The organism is Exiguobacterium sp. SH3S1, assembly GCF_004337105.1.
In the GTDB taxonomy this organism is placed as follows: Bacteria; Bacillota; Bacilli; order Exiguobacteriales; family Exiguobacteriaceae; genus Exiguobacterium; species Exiguobacterium aurantiacum_A.
In genome coordinates this window covers 45,790-60,012 of the sequence record NZ_SJUW01000013.1, presented here as the reverse complement: position 1 = coordinate 60,012, position 14,223 = coordinate 45,790, and the positions used below count along the sequence as shown (strand labels likewise).

The 14,223-nt window shown below is 53.4% G+C and carries 13 protein-coding genes and 1 riboswitch; of the genes, 3 read left to right on the top strand and 10 right to left on the bottom strand.

The features are described from left to right. Nucleotides 1-245 precede the first annotated feature (245 nt). The gene (locus EVJ26_RS12520) at nt 246-1,874 is read left to right on the top strand and encodes a peptide ABC transporter substrate-binding protein (protein ID WP_070328843.1); all 1,629 of its coding nucleotides are present in this window, start codon (nt 246-248) and stop codon (nt 1,872-1,874) included. 110 nt (nt 1,875-1,984) lie between these two features. Here EVJ26_RS12520 and EVJ26_RS12515 read toward each other — a convergent pair whose 3' ends face one another. From EVJ26_RS12515 to ade, 3 genes are all read right to left on the bottom strand, one after another. Next, the gene (locus EVJ26_RS12515) at nt 1,985-3,577 is read right to left on the bottom strand and encodes a Na+/H+ antiporter NhaC family protein (RefSeq protein ID WP_131456734.1); all 1,593 of its coding nucleotides are present in this window, start codon (nt 3,575-3,577) and stop codon (nt 1,985-1,987) included. A gap of 113 nt (nt 3,578-3,690) precedes the next feature. Further along, a riboswitch (Lysine riboswitch) is annotated at nt 3,691-3,866 on the bottom strand. 69 nt (nt 3,867-3,935) lie between these two features. After that, the gene (locus EVJ26_RS12510) at nt 3,936-4,208 is read right to left on the bottom strand and encodes a hypothetical protein (RefSeq protein WP_070328841.1); all 273 of its coding nucleotides are present in this window, start codon (nt 4,206-4,208) and stop codon (nt 3,936-3,938) included. 117 nt (nt 4,209-4,325) lie between these two features. Next, on the bottom strand, nt 4,326-6,035 hold the full coding sequence (ade, locus tag EVJ26_RS12505) for an adenine deaminase (protein WP_131456733.1): 1,710 nt from the start codon (nt 6,033-6,035) through the stop codon (nt 4,326-4,328). A 119-nt stretch (nt 6,036-6,154) separates the two neighbouring features. Between ade and EVJ26_RS12500 the strand changes: the two genes are divergently transcribed. After that, entirely contained in the window at nt 6,155-6,691 is a 537-nt protein-coding gene (locus EVJ26_RS12500) for a gamma carbonic anhydrase family protein (protein ID WP_131470617.1), read from the top strand. Nucleotides 6,692-7,119: 428 nt separating this feature from the next. Here EVJ26_RS12500 and EVJ26_RS12490 read toward each other — a convergent pair whose 3' ends face one another. Beyond that, nucleotides 7,120-7,668: a nitroreductase family protein gene (locus EVJ26_RS12490; RefSeq protein ID WP_131467960.1), complete on the bottom strand. Its 549-nt coding sequence runs from the start codon at nt 7,666-7,668 to the stop codon at nt 7,120-7,122. A gap of 186 nt (nt 7,669-7,854) precedes the next feature. Between EVJ26_RS12490 and EVJ26_RS12485 the strand changes: the two genes are divergently transcribed. Then, nucleotides 7,855-8,469 (top strand): hypothetical protein, encoded by a 615-nt coding sequence (locus EVJ26_RS12485; protein ID WP_131467958.1) that lies wholly within the window; start codon nt 7,855-7,857, stop codon nt 8,467-8,469. A gap of 99 nt (nt 8,470-8,568) precedes the next feature. Here the strand turns inward: EVJ26_RS12485 and lysA are convergent, their stop codons facing one another. Genes lysA through dapA form a run of 6 tightly spaced genes read right to left on the bottom strand, consistent with a single transcriptional unit; the run spans nt 8,569 to nt 14,218 of the window. Then, entirely contained in the window at nt 8,569-9,861 is a 1,293-nt protein-coding gene (gene lysA / locus EVJ26_RS12480; protein WP_236635572.1) for a diaminopimelate decarboxylase, read from the bottom strand. Continuing rightward, entirely contained in the window at nt 9,831-10,919 is a 1,089-nt protein-coding gene (gene alr, locus EVJ26_RS12475; RefSeq protein WP_131456723.1) for an alanine racemase, read from the bottom strand. Before alr ends, lysA begins: the two co-directional genes overlap by 31 nt. 13 nt (nt 10,920-10,932) lie before the next feature. After that, complete coding sequence (locus tag EVJ26_RS12470; RefSeq protein WP_071399081.1) at nt 10,933-11,859, bottom strand: branched-chain amino acid transaminase; 927 nt, start codon at nt 11,857-11,859, stop codon at nt 10,933-10,935. Nucleotides 11,860-11,905: 46 nt separating this feature from the next. Continuing rightward, entirely contained in the window at nt 11,906-12,613 is a 708-nt protein-coding gene (gene dapD / locus EVJ26_RS12465; RefSeq protein WP_070328832.1) for a 2,3,4,5-tetrahydropyridine-2,6-dicarboxylate N-acetyltransferase, read from the bottom strand. Beyond that, entirely contained in the window at nt 12,591-13,340 is a 750-nt protein-coding gene (dapB, locus tag EVJ26_RS12460) for a 4-hydroxy-tetrahydrodipicolinate reductase (protein WP_131456721.1), read from the bottom strand. Before dapB ends, dapD begins: the two co-directional genes overlap by 23 nt. Next, nucleotides 13,337-14,218 (bottom strand): 4-hydroxy-tetrahydrodipicolinate synthase, encoded by an 882-nt coding sequence (dapA, locus tag EVJ26_RS12455; RefSeq protein WP_131470615.1) that lies wholly within the window; start codon nt 14,216-14,218, stop codon nt 13,337-13,339. Before dapA ends, dapB begins: the two co-directional genes overlap by 4 nt. Nucleotides 14,219-14,223: the final 5 nt, after the last annotated feature.

Sequence of the window (14,223 nt, the reverse complement as noted above, 5' to 3'; positions counted from 1 at the left end):
TACAATAGTGAACGCAAGCAATGGAACCTAAAAAAAATGACTCCGGAGCAATACCGGAGCCATCTGATCGCCGCATAAAAGACGACGCACTTTTTATTAAACTGTCCGAAAAACAGGGCTCAGTTCAGGTGTTTCAGTAATGTTTATATTTTCGAATAATTTAAAAAATTTCATTGCGCATTCATTCTGTTTGTAGTTTAATTGCAATATATTCGAAACAATCAGAATTTTCGGGAGGTTAGACAATGCGGAATAAAAAATGGTTAGCTTTATCGGGTGTCGCTTTGCTTGCCACAGCAGCATGTGGCGGTGGAGAAGAGGCAACAGATTCGTCTGATGGGTCGTCATCAAGTGACGCGAAAAAAGAAGTCACGCTCGTTTCGGCAACTGATTTGCCACAGCTTGACCCGACGCTCACGACCGACTCGACATCGATCATCGTGACAAACAACGTCTTCGAGGGACTGTATCGTCTCGATGAGAACAACCAACCGGTACCAGGTATTGCTGAGGACGTCGAGATTTCGGAAGACGGTCTTACATACACATTTAAATTACGTGACGCCAACTGGTCAGACGGCTCACCTGTCACAGCTGAAGACTTTGTCTACTCGTGGAAACGCGCCCTCAATCCCGAAACAGGTGCAGAGTACGCATACATCCTTCAAGACTTGAAGAATGCCAACAAAATCCTCGGCGGCGAAGCTGAACTCGATTCACTCGGTGCGAAAGCAGTCGATGAGAAGACGCTTGAAGTTCAATTGGAAGCACCGGCTCCATACTTCCTCGGGTTGACAGGATTCCCGACGTACATGCCGCAAAAACAAGAGTTTGTCGAAGAACAAGGCGAGTCGTTCGCGACGGCCGTCGATAAAACGCTCTACAACGGCCCTTACGTACTTGATAGCTGGCAAGACAACGAAGGTTGGGTTTATAAAAAGAACCCGGATTACTGGGACGCTGAAAACGTCAAGATGGACACGATTAACGTCAAAGTCGTCAAAGAAGTCGCGACCGGTGTCAACTTGTTCGAATCAGGTGAAGTCGACTATACACTCTTGTCTTCTGAATTCGTTCCACAATTCCAAGAAGCAGAAGAGTTTAAAACACGTGCTGACGCACGGATCAACTTCCTTCGTTTCAACCAAAAGAATGAAGCACTCCAAAACGTGAATATTCGTGAAGCGTTGGCGAAAGGTTTCGACAAGCAAGGCGTAACCGACGTCATCTTGACAGACGGTTCACAGCCGGCCAACTTCATCGTCGCTAAGGACTTCACGTTCACGGAAGACGGCGCGGACTTCCGCGAGAAGTATCCTGATCTTCAAAGCTACAACGTCGACGAAGCGAAAGCTGCCTGGGATAAAGGACTTGCCGAGCTCGGCGTCGAGACGATCGAACTCGAGTTCCTCTCGCGTGATGAAGAAGCGTTCAAGAAAGTCAACGAGTACATCAAAGGTGAACTCGAGAAGAACTTGCCTGGACTCACACTCAACATCAAACAACAGCCGTTCAAAAACTTCCTCGAGCTTGAAGGTGCAGGCGACTATGATATCTCTGCTGCCGGCTGGGGCCCTGACTATCAGGATCCAATGACGTACCTCGACATGTGGATCACAGACGGTCCGTTCAACCGGATGGCGTACTCGAACGATGAGTACGATCAGTTGATCCAAAGCGCGAAGAAAGAAGCTGATCAAATGAAGCGTTGGGAGACGATGCAAGAAGCTGAACGCATCCTGCTCGAAGACGACTTCGCGATCGCACCGATCTACCAAAAAGGTGAAGCTTACCTCGAGCGCTCAAACATTCAAAACATGTACCGCCATCCGTTCGGAGCTGACGCTAGCTTCAAGTGGTTGGACGTTAACTAAAAAACAAATCCTGTCGCATAGCGGCAGGATTTGTTTTTACATTCCATACAAAAAAGATGTGTGTCACATGATTCGTGACACACATCTTTTCGGATTGTCAGACGAGCTGTTTACGCTTCACGCTCAGCACGCATTTCTGACGGCACTTGGCCGCGCTTCGAGATGACTTGAGCGACGACCAGCGCGACGACGAACGTCGCGAACGCCGCGAAGAATCCAATCCACATCGAGCTTGTGATCCCTAGTACCAAGTAACCGACCGCCGACACTCCTGCCGCGATCAACGCGTACGGGAGTTGTGTCAACACGTGGTCGATGTGGTGCGACCCGGCACCCGTCGAACTGAGGATCGTCGTATCCGAGATCGGTGAACAGTGGTCACCGAACACGGCACCTGCGAGCACAGCGGCAAGTGTTGGGAGCAACAGCTCTGGGTCGACTGCCATGATCAAATCAGCACCGATTGGTAGCATGAGACCGAACGTCCCCCAGCTCGTACCTGTCGAGAACGCCATGAGACCGGCGATCGCGAACAAGATGAGCGGCAAGTATGACGCCGCGATCGTATCCGTGACGAAGCTTGCCAAGTAATCACCGGTTTTCATGTCACCGATGACGGCGATGATCGTCCAAGCGAACAGCAAGATGAGCACGGCTGGCCACATGGCCCGGATACCGGCCCACGCTGCATGACCGTAGTCCACAGCCGGAATGTTGCGACCAATCAGGAGCAAGAACGCCACGATTAAACTGATGACCGCTCCGGCAACGAGCGAACGCGTCACGTCCGTCGATTCAAACGCACCGAGCAGCGAGAAGCTTTGACCGTCGGCAGCGAGCGCTTGACCACCTGTATAAAGCATGGCCGAGACGGTCGCGATGATCAAGACGATGATCGGGACGATCAAGTCGCGGACTTTCCCACCATCATGTTCTTTAATGTCTTCACTCATCCCCATCGGCGCACCTTTCGACACGTCGTAGAGCTCGCCTTTAAGCGCACGTAGCTCGTGCGTTCGCATCGGTCCGATGGCAAGCCCTGTGAAAGCGACGTACCCAGTCAACATGAGTGCGAAGATGGCATAGAAGTTCATCGGGATGATTTGAATGAACGCCGAGAACGACGAGTAGCTATCAATCGAATACTTCGCGAGAATACCAGCGATGATGGCGATGATGTAGGCTCCCCAGCTCGAAAGTGGGCTGATGACACAGACTGGAGCGGCCGTCGAGTCGATCGTATACGCGAGTTTAGCGCGCGATACTTTCTTCCGGTCCGTCAGCGGTCGGCTAATGTTCCCGACAGCGAGACTGTTGAAATAGTCGTCGATGAAAATCAAGATTCCAAGACCGAACGAGACGAGGCGCGCGCCGCGCGCCGTTTTGACGTTAGAAGCCGCCCATTCACCGAACGCGCGAGCACCGCCCGATGTTTGAATGATTGACGATAAAACACCAAGCAAGAGCAAGAACGCGATCAAGAGCACGTTCCATTCGTTTATGGCCCCATCCGCCCAGAACAAGGCGATGACGTTCGACCATAAGTACTGAATCGATTCAAGCGGATTGAAGCTATGAAGGAGCAAGACCCCTGCGATGATCCCGACACCGAGTGACGGAATAACTTTCCTTGTTGTGATCGCCATAATGATGGCGAGTAGTGCCGGCACTAACGAAAGCACCGATGTTGAATAATCTACCATGCTGATTTCCTCCTCTTCTGTTTGAGATGAGGCCCCCCAATGCTTAAAAAAACGCAAAGCGAGGGCATCGGCAACAAAGCCGACACCCTCGCTGGATGTTCCGTCTTTCTTAGCCGACTTGGAGCGCTCCATACGTAATATATGTATGGCAGTCCGACGAGTATTTCCCGTCAGCCCAGCATAAAGTCAGAGACATGACTTTACACTTCGGCGATTCTGCCTTTCTGTAGTCTTCACCGTTGTCATCCTCGGACTACTTACTCATCAGCATCGCACCTCTACCTCATCGATAGCACGAATATTCATTTAAAGTTACGTCTAAATTATCATAGGTTACAGTAACATATCAATAGTTTTTTTAGTCACGGACGATTTGTTTTAATACAGCGAGCGCGGCTTGGTCGTTTGACTCAACGGCTTTAAAGAAATCACTAAAGAAGTGATAAAGCACGAACCGTTCGGCATGCGATGACGTATGATCTTTGATCGTCAATAAAATAAGACGGCGCAACCGTCGCTTCGTCTGCGTCTCGCTAGGTAATTCTTCACACCGGTCCTTGAAGGCACGATACACAGAATTGATCAAATCCTCATGTTCATCATACGACCGGTTGTAAGCAACTTGTTCCATCTGTTATATCCCCCCTTTCAATTTGTACCGATGAAACTTGTTGTAACTATATCAACTTAAGCGCACGCATTCAAACGTTTCGGGTTGGTCTTTACGAAAATCATACGTTAGACCGAGTCAATTTCCGATAAATGAGAACGTTGTCACATCAAACAGTCCCATGTCCGTCAATTTCAAGTCGGGAATGACGGGGAGTGCCAGGAACGACATCGTCAAATACGGGTTGAAGTGACGATGAGCCCCGACGACGTCAAGTGCGTCGTTCAGCTGTTCGAGCACGTCTGCGACTTCATGATACGGACGCCTCGTCATGAGCCCTCCAATCTCGAGCGGCAAGACGGCAAGCACTTTCCCTTCCGAGACGGCGACGACACCGCCACCGACCTTCTCGAGCGTCTCTGCAGCAAGTAACATGTCTTCCGGGCTGACACCGGCAATGACAAGGTTATGGCTGTCGTGGGCGACCGTCGCTGCGAGCGCACCACGTTTGAGTCCAAAGCCCGTCACCGGTGCGAGCGCCATATGGCCCGTCCCGTGATGCCGCTCGATGACGGCGAGCGTCACGATGTCCTCGGTAAGATCAGCGCCCGATTCATCCGGGTTGAACACGTGGCGGACACGCTTCGTCAACAGGCTGTTCGGCAACACTTGAATCACGTCGACCGCTTCTTCCTTGATCGGCAGGCGGAACGAGTCAGTTGTCAGGTCCGGGAGTTTGAGCTCACCTTTCATCGGCTTCGGCACTTCAACCCCTTCGGCCTCGAACGTGGCTTTCCCCGCTCGCGCGACTGCCGTACCATCGACGTAGACGGTTTCGATGTTAACCGATTCGACGTCTGACAAGATAACAAAGTTCGCTTTTTTGCCCGGCGCGATCGCACCGACGTCTTTCAAGCCGTATGCTTCAGCCGCATGAAGGCTGGCGATGGCGTATGCCGTCTCCGGCTTGACGCCCTGACGGATTGCCATGCGGATGTTATAGTCGATACCACCTTCTGCCACGAGATCATCGAGGTGCTTGTCGTCCGTACAGAACAAGAAGCGGTGGGCATTACTTTCGGTGATGGCCCGACTCACTTTCTCGACGTTCCGCGCGACCGATCCTTCGCGAATCTGGACGTAAAAGCCACGACGGACCCGCTCGATCGCCTCTTCTGCCGTCGTGCATTCGTGGTCGGTCATGATGCCGGCTGTCCGGTACACGTTTAACTGATCAGGATTGAGGCCTGACGCGTGACCATCGACGACTTTCCCCGCGAGTTCCGTTTGCGCGATTTTTTGGAGCATGTCCTCGCTGCCGGCTTCGACCGATGGATAATCCATCACTTCCCCGAGACCGTGCACTCCAGGGTCCCCTAAAAATGGTGCAAGGTCTTCGGCGTACAGTTTGGCGCCCGCGTGTTCGAACGGCGTCGCCGGGACGCAGCTCGGTAGCATCATCCGGACGTCGAGCGGCAATCCGTTCGCATCGGCAAGCATATACTCGATCCCGAGCGCACCGTTGACGTTCGCGATCTCATGTGGGTCGGCGATGACCGTCGTCACACCGAGCGGCAGGACCGCTTTCGCAAACTCATGCGGAGGCACCATCGACGACTCGATGTGAACGTGTGAGTCGATGAATGACGGAGCGAGCGTCCAAGACGGGTCATGATATTCCGTCTCCCCTTCGTAACCTTCTCCGATGGCGACGATATAGCCCGAGTCGATGGCGACATCGGTGCGAATCGTCTCGCGGCTATAGACGTCGATGACCGCGACGTCCTTAAAGACGACCGCCGCTTTCTTTTTCTTGGCGGCAATGTCGATCAAATGTTGTTTTTCCATCTGTCTGTCTCCTTTTGCAACGTATTTTACCTATCTTATCAAGAATAATCTTTCGGACGCAATTTCTTTTTGTAGTTGTGCGACAATGGGAGCATATCTAGTTGAAAGGGGTTACACATATGCAATACAAATTAGGAGACCTGACCCCACATGTCGACGAGACGGTATTCGTCGCACCTGGCGCCCACGTCATCGGTGACGTCACGATCGGAGCCCATTCCGGTGTTTGGTTCAACACCGTCATCCGTGGAGACGAGGGCCCGATCCAGATTGGCGCTTATGTCAATATTCAAGACGGGTCGATGATCCATCAATACGAAGGATCACCGACAATCATCCATGACCGTGTCTCGATCGGCCATATGGCGATGATTCACGGTTGTGAGATCGAGGAAGGCTGTCTCATCGGGATGCATGCGACCGTGCTTGACGGTGCCAAAGTCGGGAAAGGCTCGTTCGTTGCCGCCGGTGCACTCGTCACCCCGAATATGCAAATTCCGGAAGGTGTCATGGTCATGGGCGTACCAGCCAAAGTCGTCCGTCCGCTCAATGACGAAGACCGCTTCATCATGGAACGGACCGTCAACAAGTATGCGAAGCGGGCCGAGCAGTACTTGACGACGTGTGAACCGTTAACACCGACACAAAGTTTGTGAAAGCGTTTACAAGATTCATAAATTGTTAACGATTACCCCGATTTTTCTTCATGTTTCCCTTGTATACTGAGGATGTAGTCAAGCCGACGTGTCGAAAGGGGCCAATTGTATGTATCCAAACCATGCACAACTCATGTTAGACCTGTACGCCTCGTCCATTAACCCAAGCTATTGCCTTCACATCGATGATTCGTTCGATGATACGCTAAAAGGTACACATCGAGAGGTTTGGGAACGGATGCAATTGGATAATGCTATAGAAGAAGAAACTCAAACTGGGGGAAAGTAATCACCATGATTCCGACGAATGTCATTCAAAACTGGCTTGCTGGCAAGCTCAAAAAATAAACTGAGACGTTTTTAAACGTCTCAGCCTATTTATACATCCAGCTCGAGTGCGGCCACGCCGCACTCGAGCTTTTTCATGTTCACTCAAAGATCGTCAAACACGCATCAAGCGACTGCCGCGCCTTCGTCGGCGGGACGTCTTCAAATCGTCCGAGTTGGAGCAGACCGACGAACGTCTCCCCGTCCGCACCGATCATCTCCTGCAGGCGAGCGTCTTCGAAGATACCGCCCGTCCGCCAGACGAGCCCGATGTTTTGCTCGGCACAGAGCAAATGGAAGTTCTGGATGAACGTCGCCGTCGCGAGCAGTGCATCCTTTTGCCCTTTCTCCGTCTCAAACGGCTTCGTCGTTACGTACACACACGCCGCCGCGTTGCGGATCCGTCCGGTAATCTTCTCTCGCTTGGCCTCACGACCGTCTTGAAACGCCGGTTCGAGCGCGTCTAACAACACGCCTTTCCCGTCACCGTTGAACAAATAAAGATTCCACGGCTCGACTTTGTTATGAAACGGCGCTTGGTGGGCCGAGGTGAGCAACTGATACAGCAATGCCGTATCAAGCGGTTCCTCTACAAACATCCGAATCGTCCGCCGCGACTCGATCAACTGTTGTCCGACTGTTTTCTCCATTAGAAATCACTTCCCCTGATGTAGTCTTTTTCATCATAAGTGAAAATGGTTCCCACGTGTAGCAATTTGACCGAAAAGCATGGGAACTTGATAGCTCATCGTCCCGTATATAGAAATGACTAGATTGTTCTTTTGATTGAAACTTGTACTACGTTTGAAGACGATACAAATAAGGAGAGGATCACCGTGACCCCACGTTTCAAATCGTTTCTATTATGTACGCTCTCGCTCGTCATCTTTACAACAGCATGTCAATCCGCGACATCGTCACCTTTGACGATTGACATGAAGAGCGAAGAAGAACAACGCCAAGTCGTAGACAACTTCGCGTTCGACGATTATAAAGCACTGTTTGACGACGTCATCACCGAAGCAAACCAGTTCGACGTTGAGGAACCGCTTCGAAAGTGGGTGATTCGGACATTGTCCCAAGAGAAACTGTATTATGAAACCGACTTGACGAATGAACAAGTCATCACGCTCTCAACCGAAGCGATGAAACAAAGTATCGCATGGAAAACGGTCGCAAAAGAGAAGTACAACATTCACGTAACGGAAGAAGAGATTGACCGTTACATTCAACAAGGCCCGGATCGGAGTGATTTACCGAGTCATCTCGCCTACGCGAGCGCCCTCGGCTTGTCGCTGCACCAACTAAATCATCAGTTCGATCGAGACCTTTATGAAAAGAATACGATTTGGCTAAAGTTGAAACTTGAGTTGGAAAAGAAGTACCAGACAGACGACAACAACGAGCTCGTTAATCGATATGAAGCGGAAGTCAACGCACAACTAGATTAACCTGATAGATCGACTCGGTAAGGCCGCATCGGTCGTTCATACGAAAAGGGATTCAGTCGTTTTTATGACTGAACCCCTTTTCTTTATCTGCCTACAAAATTATGTCGATTGTCCAATCACTTCACACGCGACCAAGTCTTCAAGTGTCTGTCTGCGGACGACGAGACGATGTGTCCCGTCTTTCACGAAGACGACGGGCGGGCGGAGCATTTGGTTATAGTTGCTCGCCATCGAGAAGTTATAGGCGCCTGTCGCTTTAACGAGGAGAAGATCCCCGGCTTCAACCGGCGGGATGAGCGAACGGTTCGAGATGATGTCTCCCGACTCGCAGCATGCCCCGACGATCTTCGCTTCAAGCGTCTTCGCTTCATCCATCCGCGTCGCCGCAATGACGTCATATTCGGCATCATAGAGGGCAGGGCGGATGTTGTCTGTCATGCCGCCGTCGACCGAGACGTATGTGCGGACACCGCTCACGTCTTTGACCGTCCCGACTTCATACAGCGTCGCACCGGCGTTGGCGACGAGCCAACGTCCCGGCTCGATGCCGATTTTTGGGAGCGGTAGACCGAATCGCTCCACTTCTGAAACGAGCGTATCCATCACTTGCGTCATCGTAGCGGCAAAGTCGAGCGGGTCGTCCGTCTCGAGATAGGCGACGCCGAAGCCACCGCCGATGTTCAACACATCAGCCGTAAAGCCGGTCTCCCGACGAATCGTCTCGATGAAGTTGACCATCGTCTTGACCGTATTGATGAACAGCGTCGGTTCTTGAATCTGTGACCCGACGTGACAATGGATCCCTTTCAGATGAAGACGTTCCGCCGCGAGTGTTTCCCGGACCGCTTCGAGATACGTGTCGTCATGCGTCGGGAAACCGAACTTCGTATCGACCCCACCCGTCTGGATCGCCTCGTGGGCGCCTCCGACGACTTGCGGGACGATGCGGAGCAAGACGTCGACATCGACATCATGCTTTACGGCGAGACCCGAGAGCAGACCGATCTCACGCATGTTGTCGATCGTGAAATGGCTGATGCCGTTCTCGAGCGCGAACGAGATGTCTTGCACCGTCTTATTTGACCCGTGAACGTGAATCCGGTCAGCCGGGACACCAGCATGGAGCGCGACGAACATCTCACCGCGTGAGACGACGTCGATGCTCAAGCCCGCCGTCATGACTTTCTCATACACGGCCGCGATCGACATCGCCTTTGACGCATAGAGCGCGTACGTGTTCGGATACTTATCTAAAAATGCGCTCCGGACGAGCCCGAGCCGAGCTTCAAGTTCTGGCTCGCTCATGATATAGAGCGGTGTCCCGTACGTCGCTTGAAGTTCTTGGACGGATACGCCCTCGATCATACAAACGGATTGGTTGCTGGTGTACATAAAATGCCTCCTTCAAAGCGATGCGGGACACGCCATGAGCGTGCGCATAGTTGTTCCGAGTTATTGGCGTGCCCGGTCCGGGTCACGTCATCGATCTTCGTCTCATTACCGTACAGCTCGACCCGGTCACCGATTTGAACCGTCTCGTCGACGCGGAGGAAGCTGTGGCTCATGAAAATATTGCTGACGAACGGGAACGCCCGTCCATTAATGTGGACCGGCAAATGCCGGCGGGCCCGCATCAAGCCATCGCCATATCCGACTGACAATACGGCGATCCGCTCTTTCGACGGTGCCGTGTAGCCCGTCCCGTAGCCGACGTGTGCGCCGGCCTCGATGTCGTGCACGGCAACGACTTTCGTCTCCCAATAAAACGCCGGGACGAGCCAATCGACCGCCTCGACCGATGAGTAGCCGTAGAGAAAGATTCCGACCCGGACGTGCGTGCAGTGCCCGAGACGCGGATCGGCTTGAAGCGTCGCCGCGCTGTTGGCGGCATGGACGACTTCAAACGAATGCCGTTCGATCAGCCGCGTCGACCAGTCGGCAAACCGTTCGACATGGACACTGTGCTCGATTTCGGCGTTATCGGCGTCGGCGAGCGGAAAGTGTGTGCACAAACCGACGAGGTCGAGCTTTTCATCTTGGCAGAACGCTAAGATGGCAAGCGCTTCTTCGAACGTCTTCGCGCCAAACCGGTTCATGCCGACATCGAGCTTCAAATGAAGACGGACGCCGTCGAGCTCATGGCGTTGTGAGACGAGCCAATCGTACGAACCGATGGCGACGTCTAAACCGTCGCGATGCACGGCCGACCACTCGTAAACGGGGTTCATGACGAGGACGTTCGCCTCGGGTGCATGCACCCGGACCTCGCTCCCCTCGTCGAGCGTCGTCACCATGAAGTGACGCACCCCTTCTGCGTACAATGTCGTCACAACTGGCTCCATCCCTAAGTTATAGGCGTTGTTTTTCACGACGGCAAACACCGGTCGGCCGAGTGCCTCGATCCGACGTTTGTTCTCGCGAATCGCGTTTAAGTCAATTGTGACTCCCATACACATTGCTCCCTTATTCTTTGACTGCTTCTTTGACGAACGTGATCCAATCGCGATGTGCCGGGATCAGTCCCGTCACGGTCTCGCGGTAACGGGCGAGCATAGTCGTTGCGACCGTCTGAACCCCGCCGCCGATCGAGATATTGTCGACTTCGATGACACTCGTCACTTCAGCTGCTGTACCCGTCAAGAAGATCTCATCTGCTACATACAATTCGTCACGTCCGATATGGCGCTCAATGACCTCGAACCCTTCTTCACGGGCAAGATCGATGACCGTTTGACGCGTGATGCCGTCGAGGACGGAACAGTCGAGTGACGGTGTGAAAATTTTATTGCCTTTGACGAGGAAGATGTTGGCGACGCTCGCCTCGCTGACGTTTCCGTTCATGTCGAGGGCGATCGCTTCGTCATACCCGTCTCGGACCGCTTCTCCTTTAAGGAGTTGCGAATTCATATAATTGGCTGCCGCTTTCGCTTGCATCGGCATCATCGTCGACGAGACGCGGCGGTATGACGCGACTTTCGCCCGGATACCGACCGTCTTGCTGAAATATTCGCCGAGCGGCCAGCATGAGATGGCAACGTGTACTTTCGTTTCCTGCGTCGGCATGAGTGCCTGCCAAGGTGTGCCGAGGAAAACGAATGGACGGATGTAACACGCTTCAAAGCCGTTGCGTTCGATCAATTCGATCGTCGCTTGTTCGAGCTCGTCGACCGTGTACGGTAGTTCGACGTGATAGTAAGCACACGAACGAACGAGTCGCTCCAAGTGTTCACGGAGTCGGAAGATGGCTGGACCTTCCTCTGTGTGATACGCCCGAATTCCTTCGAAGAACCCGCTACCGTAGTGGATCGCGTGCGTCATGATACTCGTGTTCGCGTCACTCGGCTCGATCCAAGCCCCGTCTTTCCACATCCATTGTCCATATTGTTCCATTGTTCAACTCTCCCATTCACTTTTGATATTTTCTGTCTATTATACGTTACAGGGAGCGTAAGTCATCCACTAGTTGTGTTTTTTCTGCTGTTTTTTCATCTTTTTGCTTGATGACACGGGCTGGCGTGCCGGCGACGACACTTCCTGCCGGGACGTCGACTGTGACGACACTGCCTGCTGCGACGACCGCATTCTCGCCGACACGGACACCTTCTAAGATGACCGCGTTTGCACCAATCATGACCCCGTCTTCGATGATGACCGGATCTTTTGAAGGTGGCTCGAGGACACCTGCGACGACTGCGCCAGCGCCAAGGTGGACGTTTTTACCGAGTGTGCCGCGGGCGCCGATGACGGCGTTCATGTCGACCATCGACCCGTCACCGATGACGGCGCCGATATTGATGACCGCCCCCATCATGACGACGACGTTGTTGCCGATTTGAACGTGGTCACGGATGAACGAACCTGGTTCGATACGGGCGTTCAACTTCGTCGTGTCAAGCATCGGCACGGCGCTGTTGCGGCGGTCGAACTCGAGGTGCGAGTCGGTGATGACTGACGCGTTCGCTTCAAGGAAAGCGGCCGCACGTTCAGCCGTCGTGAGGAATAATTTCGACTCGTCCGTTCCGAATGCTTTTGCTTCTTCGATTGTTAGACCTGCCAACTGACCGTTGACGTACAATTTGACTGGCGTTTCTTTCTTGGCATCTTTAATGTATTGTGCGATTTCATAAGCGTTTGTGAGTAACATGAGTGGCCTCCTCGTATAGGTTCGTTAAATTGTATAATCCGGCCGGGCGGTCGAGAATCGTCGCCGCCGCGGCGAGTGCCCCGTTCGCGAAGACGCGTTTCGACAGGGCCGTATGTTTTAATTCAAGCATTTCATCGTCTCCGGCGAAGAGCACCGTATGCTCACCGAAGATCGTACCGCCGCGGACCGAGTGCATGCCGAGTTCGTCAGTACCTCTCGCCTCACGGCGTGACGCACGTTCGTACACCGGCGTCACGTCCCGCTTCGCCTCGATGGCACGGGCGAGCAGTTCAGCCGTCCCGCTCGGCGCATCGACTTTTTTACGGTGATGCGCTTCGATCACTTCGATATCATAACCGAGCGTGAGCGGCACGAGCTGGTCAAGCAACTGCTTCAACAGTGCAATCCCGTAAGACGTGTTATACGACTGGAAGATCGGGATCTGTTTCGATGCATCCTCGATCTTTGCCAGTTCAGCTTCCGAGAAGCCCGTCGTCGCGATGACGAGCGGGATTTGCTTGTCTTTCCCGAACGCGAGCACGTCATCAAGCAGCGCCGGGTTCGAGAAGTCGATGACGACGTCGATCGCGGCGTCGACTTCTTTCAGTGAAACGGGATGATCGCCGCCCGCCGGTGAGACGATGGCCGCGACGTTCAAGTTTTGAGCGAGCGCGACTTCTTCAACGATCTGTCCCATCGCGCCGTATCCGTGAATTAACAAGTTCACTGTCTCACCTCATTAAACTGCTCCATCGCCGACAACAGACGTGCCTCGGCCGTCGCGCTCATCGGAACGAGCGGGAGGCGCGGCGAGCCAAATTCGAAACCGCGGGCGTTCAACGCCGCCTTGACCGGGATCGGGTTCACTTCGGCGAACAGTTCATCGATGACCGGAAGCAAGCGGATCTGCCATGTGCGGGCCGTCTCTAAATCTCCGGCGAGAAGCGCTTCGGCGAGCGCGACTGTCGCTCCCGGATACACGTTCGAGAGCACCGAGACGACACCTTGGGCGCCCCATGCCATGTACGGCAGGATTTGGTCGTCATTTCCGCAGTAGACCGGGAAACCTTCCGGCAAGTGGGCCATCATTTGCGCCATCACCGAGATGTCCCCGCTCGCTTCTTTCAACGCAGCGATCTGTGGGTGTTCGGCGAGTTCACCGACCGTTGCCGGATCGAGGGCGACGCCTGTCCGTGACGGGACGTTGTAGAGCATGAGTGGAATCGGTGACGCGTCGGCGATCGCCGTGAAGTGGGCGATCAGCCCCGCTTGGGTCGACTTATTATAGTAAGGCGTGACGACCATCGCCATCTCGGCACCAAGTTCTGCCGCCCGTTTCGTCTTGGTGATACTTAACGCCGTATTGTTCGACCCTGTCCCGGCGATGATGACGGCACGACCGGCGGCGACTTTGATCGCCTTCGTGAGGAGCGTCTCGAACTCTTCGTCTGTGATCGTCATCCCTTCGCCTGTCGTCCCCCCGATGACAAGACCGCTGACGCCTTCTTTGATTTGATCTTCAATCAATGCTTCCCACGCTGTGAGATTTAACTGACCGTCCGTTTGGAACGGTGTAGCGAGTGCTGTAGCGACTCCTGTGAACATATGAT